The sequence below is a fragment of the Seleniivibrio woodruffii genome, from assembly GCF_029267515.1.
In the GTDB taxonomy this organism is placed as follows: domain Bacteria; phylum Chrysiogenota; class Deferribacteres; order Deferribacterales; family Geovibrionaceae; genus Seleniivibrio; species Seleniivibrio woodruffii_A.
In genome coordinates this window covers 39601-59340 of sequence record NZ_JAJUIS010000003.1, presented here as the reverse complement: position 1 = coordinate 59340, position 19740 = coordinate 39601, and the positions used below count along the sequence as shown (strand labels likewise).

19 protein-coding genes are annotated in these 19740 nt (G+C 48.1%); 8 read left to right on the top strand and 11 right to left on the bottom strand.

The genetic code is table 11. The annotated features are described in order from the left end of the window. The 8 genes from Q7P67_RS04315 to hslV all read right to left on the bottom strand — a co-directional run bounded on the left by Q7P67_RS04315 (position 1) and on the right by hslV (position 9226). Positions 1-1401 carry a hypothetical protein gene (locus tag Q7P67_RS04315; protein ID WP_303850677.1) on the bottom strand — a complete coding sequence of 467 codons (1401 nt, stop codon included), beginning with the start codon at positions 1399-1401 and terminating at the stop codon, positions 1-3. After that, positions 1391-2254 carry a UDP-N-acetylmuramate dehydrogenase gene (gene murB / locus Q7P67_RS04310; protein ID WP_303850676.1) on the bottom strand — a complete coding sequence of 288 codons (864 nt, stop codon included), beginning with the start codon at positions 2252-2254 and terminating at the stop codon, positions 1391-1393. The genes Q7P67_RS04315 and murB overlap by 11 nt, the downstream gene beginning before the upstream one ends. Next, positions 2251-3042 carry an S-methyl-5'-thioinosine phosphorylase gene (locus Q7P67_RS04305; protein ID WP_303850675.1) on the bottom strand — a complete coding sequence of 264 codons (792 nt, stop codon included), beginning with the start codon at positions 3040-3042 and terminating at the stop codon, positions 2251-2253. Before Q7P67_RS04305 ends, murB begins: the two co-directional genes overlap by 4 nt. Next, a complete protein-coding gene (locus Q7P67_RS04300; protein WP_303850674.1) occupies positions 3039-3689 on the bottom strand; it encodes an ABC transporter ATP-binding protein in 651 nt (216 codons plus the stop codon). The genes Q7P67_RS04305 and Q7P67_RS04300 overlap by 4 nt, the downstream gene beginning before the upstream one ends. Before the next feature lie 346 nt (positions 3690-4035). Beyond that, the gene (locus Q7P67_RS04295) at positions 4036-5235 is read right to left on the bottom strand and encodes a porin (protein ID WP_303850673.1); all 1200 of its coding nucleotides are present in this window, start codon (positions 5233-5235) and stop codon (positions 4036-4038) included. 400 nt (positions 5236-5635) lie between these two features. Next, positions 5636-7240: a VCBS repeat-containing protein gene (locus tag Q7P67_RS04290; protein WP_303850672.1), complete on the bottom strand. Its 1605-nt coding sequence runs from the start codon at positions 7238-7240 to the stop codon at positions 5636-5638. A 136-nt stretch (positions 7241-7376) separates the two neighbouring features. After that, positions 7377-8696: an ATP-dependent protease ATPase subunit HslU gene (gene hslU / locus Q7P67_RS04285; RefSeq protein WP_303850670.1), complete on the bottom strand. Its 1320-nt coding sequence runs from the start codon at positions 8694-8696 to the stop codon at positions 7377-7379. Next, the gene (gene hslV, locus Q7P67_RS04280; protein WP_303850669.1) at positions 8696-9226 is read right to left on the bottom strand and encodes an ATP-dependent protease subunit HslV; all 531 of its coding nucleotides are present in this window, start codon (positions 9224-9226) and stop codon (positions 8696-8698) included. The genes hslU and hslV overlap by 1 nt, the downstream gene beginning before the upstream one ends. Positions 9227-9312: 86 nt before the next feature. Between hslV and Q7P67_RS04275 the strand changes: the two genes are divergently transcribed. The 3 genes from Q7P67_RS04275 to Q7P67_RS04265 are packed head-to-tail and all read left to right on the top strand — an operon-like array spanning position 9313 to position 11999. After that, the gene (locus tag Q7P67_RS04275) at positions 9313-9942 is read left to right on the top strand and encodes a lysophospholipid acyltransferase family protein (RefSeq protein WP_303850668.1); all 630 of its coding nucleotides are present in this window, start codon (positions 9313-9315) and stop codon (positions 9940-9942) included. 31 nt (positions 9943-9973) lie between these two features. Next, positions 9974-11140 carry a 3-deoxy-D-manno-octulosonic acid transferase gene (locus Q7P67_RS04270; protein WP_303850667.1) on the top strand — a complete coding sequence of 389 codons (1167 nt, stop codon included), beginning with the start codon at positions 9974-9976 and terminating at the stop codon, positions 11138-11140. After that, positions 11124-11999, top strand: coding sequence for a lysophospholipid acyltransferase family protein (locus Q7P67_RS04265; protein WP_303850666.1), 876 nt, complete (start codon positions 11124-11126; stop codon positions 11997-11999). Before Q7P67_RS04270 ends, Q7P67_RS04265 begins: the two co-directional genes overlap by 17 nt. On the opposite strand, the gene Q7P67_RS04260 is transcribed toward Q7P67_RS04265, so the two are convergent. After that, positions 11977-12705, bottom strand: coding sequence for a hypothetical protein (locus Q7P67_RS04260; protein ID WP_303850665.1), 729 nt, complete (start codon positions 12703-12705; stop codon positions 11977-11979). The two genes, Q7P67_RS04265 and Q7P67_RS04260, sit on opposite strands and share 23 nt — an antisense overlap. Positions 12706-13033: 328 nt before the next feature. Here Q7P67_RS04260 and Q7P67_RS04255 point away from each other — a divergent pair, with 328 nt between their 5' ends. From Q7P67_RS04255 to Q7P67_RS04235, 5 genes are all read left to right on the top strand, one after another. Continuing rightward, on the top strand, positions 13034-14203 hold the full coding sequence (locus Q7P67_RS04255; protein ID WP_303850664.1) for an aspartate aminotransferase family protein: 1170 nt from the start codon (positions 13034-13036) through the stop codon (positions 14201-14203). 1 nt (position 14204) lies between these two features. Then, the gene (gene argF, locus Q7P67_RS04250) at positions 14205-15128 is read left to right on the top strand and encodes an ornithine carbamoyltransferase (protein WP_303850663.1); all 924 of its coding nucleotides are present in this window, start codon (positions 14205-14207) and stop codon (positions 15126-15128) included. Positions 15129-15265: 137 nt separating this feature from the next. Next, on the top strand, positions 15266-16477 hold the full coding sequence (locus Q7P67_RS04245; protein ID WP_303850661.1) for an argininosuccinate synthase: 1212 nt from the start codon (positions 15266-15268) through the stop codon (positions 16475-16477). A gap of 13 nt (positions 16478-16490) precedes the next feature. Next, a complete protein-coding gene (gene glyQ, locus Q7P67_RS04240; RefSeq protein WP_295223690.1) occupies positions 16491-17360 on the top strand; it encodes a glycine--tRNA ligase subunit alpha in 870 nt (289 codons plus the stop codon). Between the two features lie 44 nt (positions 17361-17404). Next, on the top strand, positions 17405-18163 hold the full coding sequence (locus tag Q7P67_RS04235; RefSeq protein ID WP_303850660.1) for a penicillin-binding transpeptidase domain-containing protein: 759 nt from the start codon (positions 17405-17407) through the stop codon (positions 18161-18163). Here Q7P67_RS04235 and nikR read toward each other — a convergent pair. Together nikR and rsgA are read right to left on the bottom strand one after the other, a co-directional pair. Then, a complete protein-coding gene (gene nikR / locus Q7P67_RS04230) occupies positions 18157-18576 on the bottom strand; it encodes a nickel-responsive transcriptional regulator NikR (RefSeq protein WP_303850659.1) in 420 nt (139 codons plus the stop codon). The two genes, Q7P67_RS04235 and nikR, sit on opposite strands and share 7 nt — an antisense overlap. 65 nt (positions 18577-18641) lie before the next feature. Then, positions 18642-19598, bottom strand: coding sequence for a ribosome small subunit-dependent GTPase A (rsgA, locus tag Q7P67_RS04225; RefSeq protein ID WP_303850658.1), 957 nt, complete (start codon positions 19596-19598; stop codon positions 18642-18644). Positions 19599-19740: the final 142 nt, after the last annotated feature.

The window sequence follows — 19740 nt, the reverse complement described above, 5'->3', positions numbered from 1 at the left end:
TTACTGTTTCTCGAAATAGTAATAGATGTCCTGACCGATTATCCTTTTCAGCATAACAGCCTTAACAGAGCGGTTGACTGGTTTCGCGAACTCATAGATGACCTTTCCGCCTGCTGCCTTTACAGCGCCCTCTTTCAGCGTGAACACATAATCGCATGATTCCGGATTTGCAGAAGGAACCGATTCCACACCGTCAGCCGTAAAATATTTTATTTTCAGATCAAGGTCGAGAAAATAGCCTCTGCCATCTTTGACACATACCTGGTTCTGCGCTGGCGAGCCAATCAGAACCGACTGTCTGTAAACCTTTTCAGAATCAACAAATGACAGGACACCCTCTTTTTTCAGAAACAGCATTCCCTCTGAATAAAGTCCGGAATCGCCTGACGAAGCCGCTTTCTCAGCAGTGTTTATATCCGTTATGTATCCGTCGCAATATATTTTCCCGCTGCGTTTCAGGAAAAAGCACCCGTCTTTACCCTGTGCCTCTCCGGCCTGCTTTATTGTCCCGTTTGCTAAATCCGCCTGCAGCATGAGCAGTTTGTTCTCTTTTGTATAGATGTAAATATCGTTACCGACATATTTGATATCCTTGATATTATAGTTTCCGGGTGAAAGCGCGTTGAACCTTCCGTCGTGCATATTCATCAGTGCCAGCTTGCCTGTGTCAGTTGCAAAAAGCATATGCGTGGTGCCAAGCGCACCATATATCACAGTGCCAACAAAATCGCCCTCGTTGTAAGTTTTCGTCTGCAGCCTGTCGGAAAAGATATAATGCTTTGGAGTAAACTCAAGCAGTCCTGACTGATTTAGAAAGTAGCCCTTGTTCTCTCCGGTGAACTCACGCACAATGCCGCACTGCCGGATGTCGGCTATTGCAGCCTCTTTTTCCCCTGATAAAAGAGCAAGCTCCCCACTGAGCTGCACTGAATTGAACTTTCCGCTGAAATTGATCTGTACGCATTTTGCAAAATTGGTTTCAAGCCTGTCTTTTTTCAGTATGACCAGAATACCGTTTTCGTAATCGAAATCCACTGCATCCTGAGCTATGGTGAGCACTGTGGGTTCTTTTGAATATTTATACACTGACGCCAGCGCAATGTCCGATTCCGGCATGGCAAGCTCGAAGGCGGCAGGTTCGTCCGGCTTCGTTATGCCGTTGCGGATTGACATTGAGACCAGATTCTGCTGCTGTGTTTCTCCGGCGGGTGCCGCCGCAGTCTGCTGAACGGGTGTGTCCACTGTCGCACATGCCGAGCACAGAACAAGCATCACAGCCGACGCTGAAAACCTGAGCAGCCGGAAAATGGGATGTTTTTTCGGATTTTTGAGCGCAGGATATACCTTGTTCGCAAGTTCAAGTTTCTCCTGCTGCGTAAGTTCCCCTGACTTATTCTTCAAAGCCAATGAATCTGACCTCTCTCTCAAGCCTGACTCCCGTTTCTTTTTCAACAGTGTCCTGCACATGCTTTATAAGCCTGTATATGTCGTCGGCTGTGGCGTTTCCCGTGTTCAGAATGAAGTTTGCGTGTTTCTCCGCAACCTGTGCTCCTCCAATGGAAAACCCTTTCAGACCGCACTTTTCGATGAGCGTTCCGGCATAGTTGCCCTCCGGTCTCTTGAAAACAGAACCGCAGGAGGGAAGGTGGAGAGGCTGCTTTTCAGCCCTCTTAGCCAGTATATCCGCACGTTTGTTCTTTATATCTTCCGCACTGCCCTGTTTCAGCCCGAACATGGCACCGAGGACTATGCCTTTAAGCCCTTCCGCCTTTCTGTAGCCGAATCCGGCATCTGCGTTTGAAACCCTGTATCTTCTGCCGTCAAAGTCCATCATATCAACATGGACTGCAATATCCTTTATTTCAGTACTGAACGCACCTGCATTCATTTTTACAGCACCGCCAACACAGCCGGGTATGCCTGACATCTCTTCCATGCCGCAAAGCCCTATCTCTGCTGTTTTCCCAGCCAGCTCGTCTATGATGACTCCCGCTCCGGCATAAACTTCCGTACCGCTTATTACAGTGTGGCTGTTCAGTCCAGTGGTGTCAATAACCAGCCCTTTTACGCCTCTGTCGCTGATAAGAACGTTATATCCGCCCCCCAGAACCGTTATCTCAAGTTTTCTGTCAGCGGCAAATCTCAGAGCCTCCGCAAGGTCTATGTCAGTCTTTACAGCAGCATAGAACTCCGCTTTTCCGCCGGTTCTGTAGCTGCAATGGTTTCTTAATTCAATTCCGGTCTCTATCGTCATTTGCTTATCTTCGTCCCTTGAAGTGCCGTCACACAGCCGCACGTCCGCTCGTCCGTATAACTTGCCGGAAGGTTGCGCATCAGTCTTTTCAGCTTATCTCCCGCCTTTTGCATCTCCGCTACCACTTCGTCGGATGTGAGTTTCTGAGGCGACGTGCCCGCTGCAAAATTAGTTATAACGCTTATGTTTGTGTAGCATATCTCTTTTTCACGGGCAAGGGAACATTCGGGAAAGAGCGTCATCCCCACAAGGTCGGCTCCCATTCTGTCGAAAGCGCGTATTTCCGCTGCAGTTTCAAGTCTGGGACCATTGGTGCAAAGATACGTTCCGGTTCTGCACACCGGAACGTTAGCACGTTCCGCCGACTCAAACATAATCCTTCGCAGGTCGGGGCAGAAAGGCTCAGTGAAATCTATATGGTGTACGTTGTTCTCTTCAAAGTATGTGTGCATTCTGCCGTTTGTAAAATCTATGCCGTTGTCAGGAATGATAATATCGCCCGGTCTGTAGCTGTTGTTTATTCCGCCTGTGGCTGTGAAGCTGAATATTCCTTTAACACCTATCTGAAAAAAGCCGTCAATATTCGCTCTGTAGTTGACAAGGTGCGGCGGATAAGAATGGTTTCTGCCGTGCCTGTTCAGAAAGTACAGTTCAAGATTTCCGTATTTAAAATATCTGTAGCTGTCGGACGGCTGTCCGTATTCTGTTGAAACTGATAGTTCTTCAATAAATTCGAATCCTTCGATCTCATAAAGTCCGCTTCCGCCGATTATGCCGATCTTTGTCATGCCTTCTCCATTTTTACTATCCGGTCGCATGATTTCGCTATCTCTTCGTCGTGTGTGACTATTAATACAGTAATACCATCATTTTTCAGAGAATCAAACATGGATAGCACTTCTTCGCTGTTTTTTTTGTCGAGACTGCCCGTAGGTTCGTCGGCAAGTATCATCGAGGGGCGGTTCATAAGCGCCCTTGCAAGAGCTGTGCGCTGCTGTTCTCCGCCTGAAAGCTGGGAAGGAAAGTGTGTTTCCCTGTCAGAAAGTCCGAAGCGGGCAAGAAGCGCCCTTGCATATTCCCTGTTCGCTTTTGTGTCCTCACCCGCTATCATTGCGGGCATCATAACGTTTTCAAAGGCGGTGAAATCGTCAAGCAGGTAATGGAACTGAAAAACGAAACCCACGTCACGGTTGCGGTATGTATCCAGTTCTCTGCCTTTTTTGTCGAAAATATTCTCATTTTTAAATCTTACTATTCCGCTGTCAGCAGCATCAAGTCCGCCGATTATCTGCAAAAGAGTTGATTTCCCTGCACCCGACTGCCCCACTATGGCTAAGCGCTCGCCAGCCTCTGCCGCCATACTGAAATTATTCAGCACATGGATAGCGGATTCACCTTTTCCGAATGATTTGTTGAGATTGATTATTTCAAGCATGACGTAGTTTAGCATAAGGATGCGTTAACGTCACTTTGTTTCTTGGTTTGCTGTTTAGCGAAGGGAAGATAGACACAGACTGCCGCGTCGCGCTGCTCCTCCCAGAGACGTCTACTTTTGTCTTCGCGGTTGAGACAACGCAGAAGTGTGAAGGTTAAAAACAGCAAAAAACATTTTTTGTGTTTAGATACAAGCAGTACAAGGAAGAAGCAACGAGAGGGCTGCGAGCATACACGCAAGTATGTGAGCAGTTCCGAGGAGCAGCTGACGAAGTAATGCGCTGTATATAAACACAAAAAAAGGCTCGTCGCATTGACGAGCCTTTCTATCTAAATCACGTTAGTGATTAGAAGCTGAGGATCAGACCGTGTTTAACAAGCATAAGAGAATCGGGGTCTTCTGCTTGGTCAAGGTCAACTTTAGCGTAACCTACGTTGAAGTAGTAGCTAAGTTCTTTAGTGATGGCATAAGTTGCAGAACCGTCAAGTTCCCATGCAGTAGCATCTTCAAGGTCGTTGTCTTCCCAGTTAGAAGTTGCATATGCGAATTTACCCATCAGGCTGAGTTTGTCGTTAACATCGTATGTTGCGTACAGAGCGTTTGCCCAGAAACCGGTAAGGTCATCGCCGCCGCCAACGCCAAGGTCATCACCAAGGATGAAAGTTGAGTCGAAGTCGTCGTCAAAGTCGAAACCTTTCTGAGTGTCTTTGTCAGCAGAACCGTAAGCTGTAAGGAAGCCTACAGTAGCTGCGCCCATGTTGTAACCGAAGTTAGCGTAGATACCGTACAGATCGTAGTCATCGCCGTCTTTAACAGAGTTGCTGTTGTATTTAACTTCAGTTTCAACGTTAAGAGCGCCGAATTTACCGCCAGCTGCTACGTCAAGGTCGATAACTTTAGAGTCGCCTGTGCCGTAGTCGCCGTTTTTGTCTGTGTTAGATTTGATATCGTAGTCAAGTTTGGGAGCGATCATGATTCCGCCGAAAGTACCTTTGTAACCGATAGAGTATTTGTCAGCATCATCTTTGTTAGCATCGTCTCTGATGTTGTCAGAGTCAGCAAGTTCAGCTGATTTCTGAGTCAGAACAGTAAGTTTACCGCCTGCTACATCGAAAGTTGCTTTAACTCTGTAGTTACCTTCTACGTCGTCAGCGAAAGCATAACCCCATGCGCCGGAGTTCATAAGACCTGCTTCAACAAGAACGCCGCCGAAGTTGTGACCCAGCCATGCTCTCTGTACAGAGAACTGAGTGTTGTCAGCATAACCGTCGTCGCTTCCGTTTTTAGCAGGAGCTATCCATGAGCCGTCAAGAAGCTCAAGTTTAGTTTTGAAGAAAGTGTCTTTGTCAGTCTGAACGTTCATCCAAAGATCGAAATCGTGTTCATAGTACTGGTTTGTAACTTCTTCAGTTGTAGTGCCTCTTACTTGGTTGTAGTTTTTCTCGTATTTACCGTCAACTTCGTAAGAACCGCTGAATTTAACATCAGCTGCGAAAGCCGTAGCTGCGAAAGCTACCATCATGAGTGCCACTAAAAGTTTCCTCATATCATTTCCTCCTGTAGGTTTTACTTTAAGGTCTTTGGTAACCTTTTCTTTCTTTTTAGCCTGCGGGATTACCGCTACTATATAATCGTTTAGATGCTACCACGCAAAACTAAGCATGTCAACATCAAAACGACATTTTTTTTACTTTAACCAGCACATACTTAACCGGAAATACGTGCTGTGTCAAGTATCGAAACGACCGCGGAAATATTTTTAAACCCAAAACGACTTAAACGCAAGTCAAAAAAATGTGCTTTTTTTGTCAATAACTTCCACACATTTCCGTACAGGCGTATTAACTATTGGGTTAATACTACAATCAGCCGTTAAATTGTCAAACATCCGTACTGTTTCTACACAATCGCCTATATCTATATAAACTTTAGAAAACCTGCGTTCTTTACTTTGTTTCTATATATATTAGTTCCGATTTATCGCTGCTGAACACACCGTCTGTGAAATTTCGCAGCATAAACAGATATGTCCTGCCAAACTCCTCATACATAAAGTAATCCACAATAACAGGCTGGAAAACGTCCGAAGACCATACCTGACGCAGTCTTCTGCCGTCCCATCCGAAAACGGTGAAATATGATGAACCGTACACCTTCATCTTATTCAGCATTTTGTATTTTTCGGAGTTCTTGACAACATAGATGTTACCGTCGGAATTAACGAATACACGTCCTTTAATATATTTTTTGTTACGCTCTGTAACAAACGGGTCTTCGTTCTCTGTTGTTTTAAACTGGTCGTCCTTTTCAAGCTCCATGGTGAAGTAGTAAGGAGTCTGACCGAACTCCTCAACCGACGTGTATTTTTTAACATTACCGTTATACACGTCTATCTGGTAGTCGTCGTTGATGTTGAAAACTTCGTCGGTTCCGTCCCCATCCATATCTGCATAGCCAAAGCCGTATACGTTAACGCCTTTAGCGGGAGAAACAATCTGTCCTCTTTCATATTTTCCGTTGCGCCATACCAGTTCCTGCACGTTGCCGAGATAGGTTCCGTCCTGTCCGATGCGCTGGGCGACTATCTTTTTAGCGCCTTTAACATATGCCGTACGCAGTATGAAGGGAATGTTATCCTCTATCTGTTTGAATTTGTTCCCGTCAAACTCGAACACCTTCGTTTTGATATAAACATCGTCCACAACGGTAACGACGAATATCTCCTCAACTCCGTTTCCGTTAAGGTCTGCAACCTCAACGTGCTGAACGTCCCTCAGCTTCGCGTCAATTGAACCCGCGGGGGTAAAACCTTTGCCGTCGAAGATATAAAAATCCACCGCCTTGTCCGCGGCTGTAACAATATATATCCTGTCATCCTTCTTAATATGTCCCACAGCCATGCTTTTATATGCCTTATCAATGGGCTTACCGGTAAGGATATCTTTGGCGGCGTTCATAGCCTGTCCTTCCTGCGTGTCCACGTCGGAGAAGTATTTTGAATAGATGACTGATTTTGTAACGGAATCGCTTATCTTATAGTCGATACCGCCCTCTTCTTTCTGTATGAATGAGATGCCGAGCCTCGCCTTATCTTTTACAACGATATTGTTCGCCTTTCCGAGGTCTTCACGCAGGAGCACTTCCAGACGCTTAGGCATTTCGGATATGCTCACCGTAACGTCAACCGGCGGCGTCACAATAACAAGGTCGCCCTTCTGGGGCGCTCTCTGCTGAACTGTCAGCACTCCGGAAGAAAACTTATCCTGAACGTCGGTGATCTTCAGGTCGCCGACATATATTTTTTTGTTGCCGAGAACTTCGCCTGTGATGGGATGTATTATGGGTTCGTTCTCACGGTACACTTTAAGCACCATACCGCTGTAAACGCCCTTTTCCCTGCCGAGGTCGGTGTAAACTGCGTCCCCTTCGGCGCTGACAACATATCCGGACATTTTGGCAAACATCGTGTCTATGTCGCTGACGAGTTTTTCAAATCTGGCAAACGCGGCCAGAGGGATCATCAGAACCAGAATAAATATCAGTTTCTTCATTACTTTATACCTCGGTATTAATTCGTTTTAGCAACTGTAACGTTCCGTCTTCGCTGGGGGCTTAATGCCTGAAGCGATCTCATTGTCTTATGAGATTGCTTTGCTTCGCTCGCAAAGACCGGATATCTTTTCGTCTTTACAGAACGTATCTGCTGAGGTCTCTGTCCTTAACAATCTCCGCAAGGTGCGCATCTACGTACTGCGCGTCTATCACAACGTGCTTAACGTCTATCTCCGGCGCTTCATATGATATATCCTCAAGGAGTTTTTCAACTATGGTATGCAGTCTTCTTGCGCCGATATTCTCAAGCGAGCGGTTAAGCTCGTCCGCCATCTCGGCAATGCGCACGATGCCGCTGTCTGCAAATTCAACCTCAACACCGTCCGCTCCCAGAAGCGAACTGTACTGTTTTGCAAGACTATTCTGGGGTTCCTTGAGGATGCGTATGAAATCCTCCGCTGTGAGCGGTTCAAGCTCAACACGGATAGGAAAGCGTCCCTGAAGTTCAGGTATCAGGTCGGTGGGTTTCGCCGTATGGAACGCGCCCGCCGCGATGAACAGGATGTGGTCGGTACGCACCATACCGTATTTCGTGTTCACGTTGGAACCTTCCACGATAGGCAGAAGGTCACGCTGTACACCCTCACGGGAGACGTCGCCGCCTTTCGCGCCGGATGATGCGGATGCGCATATCTTGTCTATCTCGTCCAGACAGATGATGCCGCTCTGCTGCACCCTCTGTCTGGCAACGTCCTTAACGTCGTCCATATCTATTAAGCGGGCTGATTCCTGCATCTCAAGGATGCTGCGCGCCTCGCTTATCTTCATCTTGCGTTTACGTTTTTTTGCCGGAAAAATGTTCTTCATCATGTCGGACAGACCGGAGGTCATATCCTCCATGCCGATGTTGGTAAACACCTCAACGTTGGGTGCTGCGTCCTCAACGTCAACCTCAACAACGCGGTCTTCAAGTTCTCCCGCACGCAGTTTGGAGCGGAATTTTTCGCGTGTTCCGGTCTCCTGCTCGGCGAAGCCTGTTGTGGGCGGAATGAGCAGGTCGAGAAGTCTCTCCTCTGCGTTCTGTTTCGCCTTGTCCATAACGGAGGATTTTTTCTCTTCGCGCACCATGCCGATGGCTATTTCCATCAGGTCGCGCACCATGCTTTCAACGTCGCGCCCGACGTATCCCACTTCAGTATATTTACTCGCTTCAACCTTTATGAAAGGGGATTTCGCCAGTTTCGCCAATCTTCTGGCAACTTCGGTCTTGCCCACGCCAGTGGGGCCTATGAGAATGATGTTTTTCGGAACTATCTCTTCCTGAATAGACTTGGGAAGCTGCATTCTTCTGTATCTGTTTCTGAGGGCGATGGCGACTGCTTTTTTGGCATTATGCTGTCCCACCACATATTTATCAAGTTCGTCAACGATCTTTCTGGGGGTGTAGTCTTCCACTATATCTCCTCAATAGTAAGGTTGTCGTTGGTATATATGCAGATATCCGCAGCTATACGCAGTGCCTTTTCGACAATCTCCGGTGCGGAAAGTTCGGTATTTTCGGTGAGTGCTGTTGCTGCCGACTGTGCGAATGGACCGCCTGAGCCGATGGCTGCAACGCCTTTCTGGGGTTCAACAACGTCTCCGTTGCCTGTGATTATGTATAGTTCTTTGCCGTCGGCGACAATCATCATCGCCTCAAGCCTGCGCAGATACCTGTCGGTGCGCCAGTCCTTCGCCAGCTCAACAGCCGCGCGCAAAAGCTGTCCGCCGTGCTGTTCCAGCTTCGCCTCGAAACGCTCCATAAGGGTGAAAGCGTCCGCCGTCGAACCTGCGAACCCGCAGAGAACCTTATTGTTATAAACTTTTCTGACCTTCTTTGCGTTGTGTTTGAGCACAGTATTGCCGAAAGTCACCTGTCCGTCCGCCCCAATGGCGGTCTTTCCGTCTTTTTTTACCGCTACAACGGTTGTTCCTCTGATTTCCATAACAGGGTTTTTACCATTTACCGACGAACGGGCGCAACAGAAAAATTATGTTTGCATCGCCGTCGGCATTAATATATTGTGCGGATATGATAAAAGTGATGCTGGTTAAAATTCTGGTAAAGCTGTATCTGTCCACTTTCCGTTACAGTTGCAAAGGACTCGAAGAGTTCGACAAACTGACAGAGAATAAAAGAGCTGTTTTTCTGGTGTGGCACAATCAGCTTATAGGGATAGTCGGGTTTAAAAACAAAAAATATAAATTTGTTACAATGATATCCAGAAGCAAAGACGGAGATCTCTTCACACCTGTGGCGGAAGCAATGGGCAATAACAAAGTTGTGCGCGCATCCTCCTCAAAGGGTGCGGCAGCAGGCACTCTTGAAATGCTACGATGGATGGAAAAAGGGTGGCACGGGGCTATGGCTGCGGACGGTCCGAAAGGTCCGAAATACCAGGTCAAAGCAGGCGGGCTGTATCTGGCTAAAAAATCAGACAGAATTATTGTCCCCATCGTGATGGACTGCAAAAGGTTCTGGCGCACAAGAAGCTGGGACAACTTTATCATACCGAAACCCTTCTCGCGCATAACCCTTACGTTTGCCGAGCCGATATATGTTACAGAATCAACAGACAAAGAAACAACTGCCGCGGAGCTTGCCGACGTGCAGAAAAAAATGATGGACGCAACGAGTGCTAATTGTAAAAATATTTTATAACATTCTGCTTTTCACACTTATTCCTTTTCTGATGCCGATAGGCTATCTCATCGCCCTCAAAAAAAAGGAGGATGCGGATTTTTTCGAGCGCCTCGGATTCGTAACCTTTCCTGAGCCGCCTGAAAAAAGTATCTGGTTCCATTGCGCAAGCGTTGGCGAGGTACGAAGTCTCAAACTTATAACCGATATGATAAAGTCGGATTTCCCCGACCTTAAAATAATAGTGAGCACCACCACAGCCACCGGAAAACAGGAGGCAAACCGCCTCATCCAGCCATTTCATGCGTTTCTGCTTCCGCTGGAAAACTCTCTGGCAGTGGCGCATATAATCCACTATATGGATGTGCGGGCACTCATAATCATCGACACGGAACTGTGGCACAACCTTATAAACTCCGCAGCTAAACACACCAGACTATTCATGCTCAACGGCAGGATGTCCGACAGAAGCGCAAAAAGCTACGTCCGTTTCAGCTTCGTTTTCGCTCCGCTCCTGAAAAAATTCGAAACCATATTCACCAAAAGCCCGGAGGATACGGAACGTTTTGCCGCGGTCACAGGCTCCTCCGACAACATAAAGACCCTCGGCAACATAAAATTTCAGACGCGCAAACAAAAACCTGAACCGAAAGAGTACGCATACCTTTCAGGGCAAAATATATTCGCCGCCGCAAGCACACACAGAGGCGAAGAGGAAACCGTTATAGAAGCCTTTAAAACAGGCGGCTATGCGGGCAGACTGGTGATTGCTCCCCGCCACATGAACCGCGTTGGCGACGTGGTTATCCTTGCGGAAAAAGCCGGACTCACCGTCAGCAGACTCACGGAACAAAACCCGGATACGCAGGTCATAGTTTCAGACAGGTTCGGAACTCTGGACGAGCTTTACGCCATGGCGGACAGAATATTCGTCGGCGGTTCGCTCGATGCAACAGGCGGACACAACATCTATGAGGCAATAATGTTTGAAAAGCAGGTTTGTGTCGGTGGAAATATGGCAAATTTCAGAGAGATCTTTTCAATGGCGGACAGATACGGCACGGCAGTCACCGTCAACAGCGCGGATGAAATGGCGCGGTACATAAGCAGTCCTCTGCCCGCTGCGGATTTCAGCGGATTTTTCGCTGAAATGGACGCACGGCAGGAGGGTATCATGGCAAGGATTAAAGGGGTTATTTCAGATGTATCCTCTGATTAGAGCGCTTTTTGCCGTCTCCTCCCTGTTTTCGCTCAAAGCCCTCCGCAGTATCGGAATGGCGCTGGGTACTTTCTATTATCATGTCAGTCCGTCCCGACGCAGGGTTGCAGAGAAAAATGCGGAAGTCTTAGGCGTTAACGACCCTAAAGCCGTTGCGAAAAGCTCTTTCCGGCACAGTTTCGCAACCTTTGCCGAATCAATGTTCAGCCACAGAATAACCGCAGAACAGGCAAAAGATATCGAGGTCGAATACGTCTCCGGCGCATCCATAAACACATCGAAAGGCTATTTCCTCATCACAGCACATATAGGCTGCTGGGAACTGGCGGCAATATATTTCACAATCCTGTTCAACACAAAATGCGGCGTTATCGGACGCAAGATGAAGAACAGCAGAATAAACGATTTCCTTGTGAAACAGCGAGAGAACGAAAACCTCATCCACATAGGTCACAGACACGTTGCCGAAATGGTTCCCGAACTTCTGGAAAATGGCATAAACGTCGGCTCGCTGCTGGACCACTCGGCAGTGCAGAAGGACAGCATCTTCGTTCCCTTCTTTGGACTGAACACAACGTTCATCAAGGGCATCCCCATGCTGGCAGTCCGCAGAAACGTGGATATACAGCCTGTTTTCCTGATACGCACTGAAAAATCATATAAAATGATAATCTACCCCCGCATATCGCCGGACATGAGCCTGAAACCGAAAGAACGCATTTATGACACGGCGCGCAGGGTTAACGAAGTATACGAAGACATCATCAGAAAATATCCCGACCAGTGGTACCTGCTCCACAAAAGATTTAAGAAGATAATGAACGACGACGGAAAGGTTACTGATACTTTCTACCAATAAAAGCGTTGACCACCGTTCCGCATATGAGATACAGCAGACCCAGACTTCCAAGCGCGGTTATCAGAAAAACACACCAAAGAAAAACATACATCGAGGGATAAGGAATAATAAGAGACAAAAGCCCTTTCCCACTGCGGAAAAGGAATTCCGAGTCAACTCCGAATATTGTTCTGTGCAGAAAATTAAGAAATCTGTCGAACCCGTAAAAATAAAGAACCGCCGTGAAGGCGGTGAAAGCGTATGACAGGGAGCGGGCGGTCTCCCGCCATGAATAAGGACGCACCTTCGCAGCATACATATAACCGCACACAAGCAGAACCAGCAGAAAGAACGGACGCAACATCCGCTTTAACAGATTCAGCATCTCTGCCATGCCCGAAAGACTCTCCGCCTCGGCGAAGTCCAGAAACACACGGCGTGTTCCGCCGCCGTCCGCATAGGTCAGTTTGTCTAAACCTTCCCCGCCGTTCTCGATCCGTTTCAGGAGGTGGTGGAAAAGGTTTATCCCCTGCCCCGAATCCGCCGAGGCGAAGATAGTATATCTCCTGTCCGATTGTGCGCGCTTCTGTATCTGCCCGCCTATGTCCGCTGTGACATACGCGAGAGGATAATAGAAGTCATTTGAATAACAGATGTACCACGACGAAAGTATTGCAAAATAAGAAACCGAGAGGAGAAGCAAGAAGTTCGCCGCAGCTTTTTTCATCCGTTATCTTTTCCTTCCGAAGGTAAAATATACCGTCAAACACACCCCTGCAGAAATGCAGGCGAGCAAAAGCACCATTAAAGGCGACATGGTGGATATCATGCATAGCTCCTCGCCGCCGGAAAAATCCGGACGGCTCATAACAAAATAACGGGAACACATGTTTTTATGTTTAATTATACCACCATAATTTAAAATATTGTTATTTTTATGCGCACATGGTTTACAACAGGGAAAAATCCTTGAATTACCATTACAAATGTGCTTTTAATAGAGTTTTCCCGCCCTGCGGGAGCAGGGGCGGAGTAACACGAAAGAAGGTAACAAAATGTCCGCAATTTTTCAGAACTATGCGCGGTACCCCCTCACCTTTGTCAAAGGCGAAGGCGCAAGGCTCACCGAGGCAGACGGCAGAACATTTCTGGATTTCGGGTGCGGAATATCCGTGGTGAACCTCGGACACTGCCACCCGCATGTAACACAAGCCATTCAGAAACAGGCTGAAACACTCATCCACACGTCAAACCTGTATCACAACCCCATTCAGGAACAGCTCGCGGACAGGCTGAGCCGATGTGGTTTCGGTGGCGATCTTTTCTTCTGCAACTCCGGCGCCGAGGCGAACGAAGCGGCGCTCAAAATAGCAAGAATATACGGAAACAAAAAATACGAAGGGAAGAGGAACAGAGTAATAACCCTGCAAAACTCCTTCCACGGCAGAACATATATGACTCTTTCCGCCACAGGACAGGAAAAGGTAAAAAAAGGCTTCGAGCCTACGATGGACTGCTTCGTCCATATTAAACAGAACGACTTCGGCGAGTTTCTCAGCGAAGTTAAAAAGGGCGACGTGGCAGCCGTGATGCTGGAACTCATACAGGGCGAAGGCGGGCTGGAACTCATTTCCAGAGACTTCCTCGTTGAGGTTTCCGAATACTGCGCGAAATACGATATCCTGCTCATTCTCGACGAGATACAGACAGGTTTCGGACGCACAGGAGACATCTTCGCATATAAGCATTTCGGCATAACGCCGGACATAATCACCATGGCGAAGGGCATAGCCAACGGTATACCCATGGGTGCCGTGATGGCGCGCCGCGAGGTCGCGGAATATCTTTCCGCAGGCACCCACGGCAGCACATTCGGCGGCGGCTATCTGGCATGTGCCGCGGCAATGGCTGTTCTTGACGTTATGACGGAAAGAGGATTTATGCAGGACGTGCGGGAAAAGGGCGACTATTTCATCGGCAAACTGAACGAAATATTCTATCAGACGGAAGTGACCGTCCACGGCACAGCCCTTATGTCCGGTATCAAAGTACCGGGGAAACAGAAGGAATTTATAGAAAAATGTATGAACAACAATCTTATCGTCATTCCGGCAGGAAACGACGTGATAAGAATATATCCGCCCCTTACGGTGACATATGAAGAGCTTGACGAAGGTCTGGCGCTCATAAAGAAATCCGCTGCCGAAATGGGCATAGGTGAGTGACATGAAAAAAGACTTTTTAACCCTCAGAGACTGGAGCGCAGAAGACCTTAAAGAGATGATTCAGACCGCTGTCAGACTGAAAGCGGAAAATAAAAACAACGTGCGCCATCACCACCTTGAGGGTAAGAAACTGGCGATGATATTTGAAAAACCCTCAACAAGAACAAGGGTCTCCTTTGAAACGGGCATGTACGAGCTGGGCGGCTATCCGCTCTATCTCAGTTCAAACGACATACAGCTCGGCAGAGGCGAAACCATAAAAGATACCGCGCGTACCCTTTCCAGATATGTTGACGGCATCATGATACGCACCAAGGGACACGAAATAATTGAAGAACTGGCGCAGTACGCATCCGTACCCGTCATAAACGGTCTCACGGACGATTTTCACCCCTGTCAGGTGATGGCTGACCTTCAGACCATATACGAATACAAAGGGCACTATAACGTCAAAGTGGCGTTCATAGGCGACGGCAACAACATGGCTCAGTCATGGCTGTACGGCGCGGCGAAGTTCGGCATAGACATCAGTGTTGCTTCACCCGAAGGCTACGAGTGTAAAAAGCACGTTTATGACGAAGCGAGGAAGACAGCGGAAACCACCGGTGCTAAAATAGAACTGGTGCGCGATCCCTACGATGCCGTTAAGGGTGCGGACTTCATCTACACCGACGTTTGGGCGAGCATGGGACAGGAAGCCGAAAAAGAGGCGCGCAAGAAAATATTCAAAGACTATCAGGTCAATGCGGCTCTCATGGCGGCAACTGGAAAAGAGACGCTCTTCATGCACTGTCTGCCCGCATACAGAGGACTTGAGGTCACGGAGGACGTGCTTGAAGGCAGCATGTCGATAATATGGGATGAGGCGGAGAACAGGCTCCACGCCCAGAAAGCCATCATGCTTAAAGTGATGGGAGGAAAGTAAATACAGACTGCCGCGCCTTCGGCTCGCAGAGACGTCATTGCGAGGAGCGTAAGCAACGCGGCTTTGAGCAAAGCGAAAAATGGCGAACCTGTTTCGCCTTCATCTCATAGAAAACACAATTTTTTCGGAGGAACAAAATGGCAAAAGATAAAGTTGTACTCGCCTATTCCGGCGGTCTGGACACATCAGTCATTCTGAAATGGCTCCAGCTTAAAGGCTACGACGTCGTTGCATATGTGGCCGACCTCGGTCAGCTTCCCGACGTTGACGCGATCAAAGAAAAAGCTATGAAATCCGGCGCTGTGGATTTTTATGCTCTCGACCTTAAAGAGGAATTCGTTGAAGATTTCGTTTTCGAAGCGGTTAAATTCAATGCCGTTTACGAAGGCAGATATCTGCTCGGTACCTCACTCGCACGCCCCATCATCGCAAAAGGCATGGTTGAGGTTGCTGAAAAAGTCGGGGCTAAATTCCTCGCACACGGAGCAACAGGCAAAGGAAACGATCAGGTTCGTTTCGAACTTACGGCTGCGGCTCTCAACCCCGAACTGAAAACAATAGTTCCATGGAGAATGCCCGAATTCTTCAACGTTATCAAAGGACGTAAAGAGGCTATGGACTTCGCACAGGAACACGGCATCCCCGTTAAAGCGACTGCGGACAAACCATGGAGTTCAGACGACAACCTGCTCCACATCAGCTTTGAAGCGGGTATACTTGAAGACCCGTCAAAACGCCCGCCCGCTGACATGTTCGAATATACCACAGACCCTAAAAATGCTCCCGACGAAGCCGAAATAATCGAACTTAAATTCGAAAAAGGCGTGGCTGTAAAACTGAACGGCAAGAAATACTCTCCGGCAGAAATGCTGAAAGAGCTTAACAAAATAGGCGGAAAACACGGCATCGGACGTATCGATATGGTTGAAAGCAGATATGTCGGCATGAAATCCCGCGGCGTGTACGAAACACCCGGCGGTACAATACTTTATGCTGCACACCGCGACCTTGAGGCGCTTACGCTTGACGCGGGCACCATCAACCTTAAAGAAACACTTATGCCCAGATTCGCCACACTTGTATACAACGGCTACTGGTACAGCCCGGAAATGGACTGCCTCCGCGCGCTGCTTGACGAAAGCCAGAAATACGTTACAGGCAAGGTACGCCTCGAACTTTACAAAGGCAACGTCACATGTATCGGACGCGAGTCCAAATACTCGCTGTACAACCAGCTTGTTGTTTCCATGGAAGACGATTCAGGCGCATACAACCAGACGGACGCTGTGGGCTTCATAAAACTCCACGCACTCCCTCTGAAAGCTCACGCCGCCAGAGCAAAGAAATAACGGAGATAAGCTAATGTATTTTCAGGACGTAATACTGAAACTTCAAAGATTCTGGGCTGATCAGGGCTGTATAGTGTATCAGCCATACGACATAGAAGTGGGCGCGGGTACCTTCAACCCCGCAACCTTCCTGCGCTGTCTGGGACCTGAACCGTGGAACGTTTGCTACGTTGAGCCCAGCCGCAGACCCACAGACGGCAGATACGGCGAAAACCCAAACAGACTCCAGCACTATTATCAGTTTCAGGTTATCCTGAAACCCTCGCCCGACAATATTCAGGAGCTTTACCTTGAGTCCCTGAAACAGCTCGGCATAGACAAGACGGAACACGACATCCGTTTCGTAGAGGACGACTGGGAATCACCCACCTTAGGCGCTTGGGGACTTGGCTGGGAAGTATGGCTGGACGGCATGGAAATCACCCAGTTCACATATTTCCAGCAGGCGGGCGGTATTGACCTGAAACCAGTTTCAGGCGAGATTACCTACGGTCTGGAACGTATCACCATGTACCTTCAGGGCGTTGAATCCGTGTACGACCTTAAATGGAACGAAAAGATAACCTACAGAGACGTTTACCACGCCAACGAGGTTCAGTATTCCGCCCATAACTTCGAACACGCGGACACGGATATGCTGTTCAAACTGTTCGATATGTATGAAAACGAGTGCAAAAGGCTGAACGGAGTGAACCTGCCCCTTCCGGCATATGACTACTGCCTGAAATGCAGCCACACTTTCAATCTTCTGGACGCAAGAAGCGCAATCTCCGTAACCGAACGCACCGGCTACATCGCCCGCGTGCGCTATCTGGCAAAGATATGCGCAGAAAACTACCTGAAACACAGAGAGGAACTCGGTTTTCCCCTTCTGGGAAGATAATTTCTGACGGGGCTGCCGCAAAACGGCAGTCCCTTTTTACTATTATGAAATACTTAATAATTCTGCTTTTCTGTTTCTCAACGGCAAACGCATACGAAATTCAACAGTCGGATATTCTTAAAAAACTTGCGGCGCCATATGATGCGGCAATAGCTTTTTATCCTGCATCAAAAGGCACTGTCTACGTTTCAGACATAAAAAAAGCCACAGCAGAATATCTTCCTGCCAGCACATTCAAAATACCCCACGCACTCGCTGCTCTGGATTCCGGTATTATCAGCCCGGACACCGTTTTCAAATGGGACGGCACAAAGCGCGGAACAGATGTCTGGAACAGGGATATGACGATGAGAGACGCAATAAGGACAAGCGCCGTATGGGTTTTTGAAGAAACAGGCAGAAAACTCGGACAGGATGTGCTGAATGTATACGTTTCAGCTTTTGACTACGGAAACAGGGACATATCCGGCGAATACCCTTTCTGGCTCATCGGCAATCTGAGGATAAGTCCGGTTGAGCAAATAGATTTCCTGTATAAATTCAATACTAATTATTTCCGTTTGAATCAGGCGGCGGTAAGATACGTTCAGGACGCAATGCTTTCAGGCAGTTTCAAAGGATGCACTCTGTACGGAAAAACAGGATGGGCAACGAAAGACCGCTCAGGCTGGTATGTCGGATATTATGAATGTCCGGATGAAACATATTACTTTGCTGTCCGCATTGCAACAGATTCACCCGAACATTTAAAATTACGTCAACAGCTTGCCGGAGAAGCTGCCGGAATCTTTATAAATCAGTGAATATCCTCTCCCGTCGTTGCGGCGGAGAGAGCGCAGTGTTTAAGTCCCTTTACGGATTTCAGAGCGTTGTGAAAATCCCTTATCCTTTCGGAAAGCCCTTTAAGGATAAGAACTTCCATACAGTTGTGATGGTCAAGGTGAACGTGCTGAGTGCAGACCACAAGTTCGCCGAAATCATGCTGAATATCAGTAAGTTTCTGCATAACACCTGCTTTATGGTGGTCGTATACCATGCTTATGGTTGCGGCAACTTCCGTATGCCCCGTCTGCCACTCATTCTCTATGAGCGCCTTGCGCATGATACTCTTAACGCCTTCCGACCTTGTGGGATATCCGTTCTCTTCAAGAAATTTCTCGAACTGCTCCAGAAGCGGTTCGTCTATGGAAACCGTAATTCGTGTCACATTAGGCATAAAACACCTCAGATTAAAACATACCTAAACATATCACAATTTAGCTTATTTTGAAACTGCCTATATCAGCGGTGGCTTCGTTTAAGTTTTGTCACCTGTTTAACAAGTTTAGACAGATTCCTGTCCCTGACCTTCCGTTCCGCTTCGTTCTTTGCCGCAGCCTCTTTTTTCAGCTTATGAAGACTTTTCAGCCTGTCCGCGCTCAAAAGACCGTCCGCAACCGCTGCCAGCACGGCGCATCCCGGCTCGTCGGTGTGGGAGCAGTCCGAAAAACGACACATCTTCGCATACTGCACGATGTCGTCAAACACCTCTTCAACGGCTTCGACATCGCCGCCTATGCCCACTTCGCGCAGCCCCGGTGTGTCTATGAAAGCAAAACCTCTCTCAGACTCTATGAAATGCCTTGCAGTTGTGGTGTGTCTGCCCCTGCCGTCGCTCTCACGCACTGAGGAGGTCTCAAGCCCCGTTCCGCACAATGTATTCAGCAGACTTGACTTTCCTGCACCGGAAAGCCCTGTCAGGCATATAATATCCCCTGCGGAAAAGTACCCTGCAAGCTCATCAAGCCCCTCTCCGGTAACTGTGCTGGTGCAGAATACAGGCGCGTCCGCGGCATCGCGCACCTCGCTTTCCCACACGGCTCCGTCCACCGGATTTACAAGGTCGCACTTGGTGAGCGCCACCACAGGCTGAACCCCTGAGGATGCGGCAAGAACAAGGAACCGTTCCAGCCTGCGGATGCTGAAACCCGCTCCCATAGCCATAACTATCAGCAGATGAGTGGCGTTCGCCGCCAGAATCTGCATACCCGCGCCTCCTGATGGACTGCTGCGTTTCAGTTCGCTTGTGCGCGGCTCAATGCTTTCAATAACGTATCCGTCGCTGCACCAGACCATATCACCGACCACCGGAAAACTTTCCGACGTGCTTCTGAATCTGCCGGAAAGCACAGCGCGGTATCCGCCTGTGAGCCCGTATATTTCTCTGGACGCAAAGATAACTCTGAATATATTTTTCATTTCCGATCTCCGTATTTGTAAGTTCATAATATTTAAAGAATTTAAGAAAACGGACAAAAAGGCGCAAAAGATCTGTTGTCTTTTAAACCTATGTCCGCATTAAGCAATCGGATTTCTGGAAATGTTTGTAAACAAAAAACAC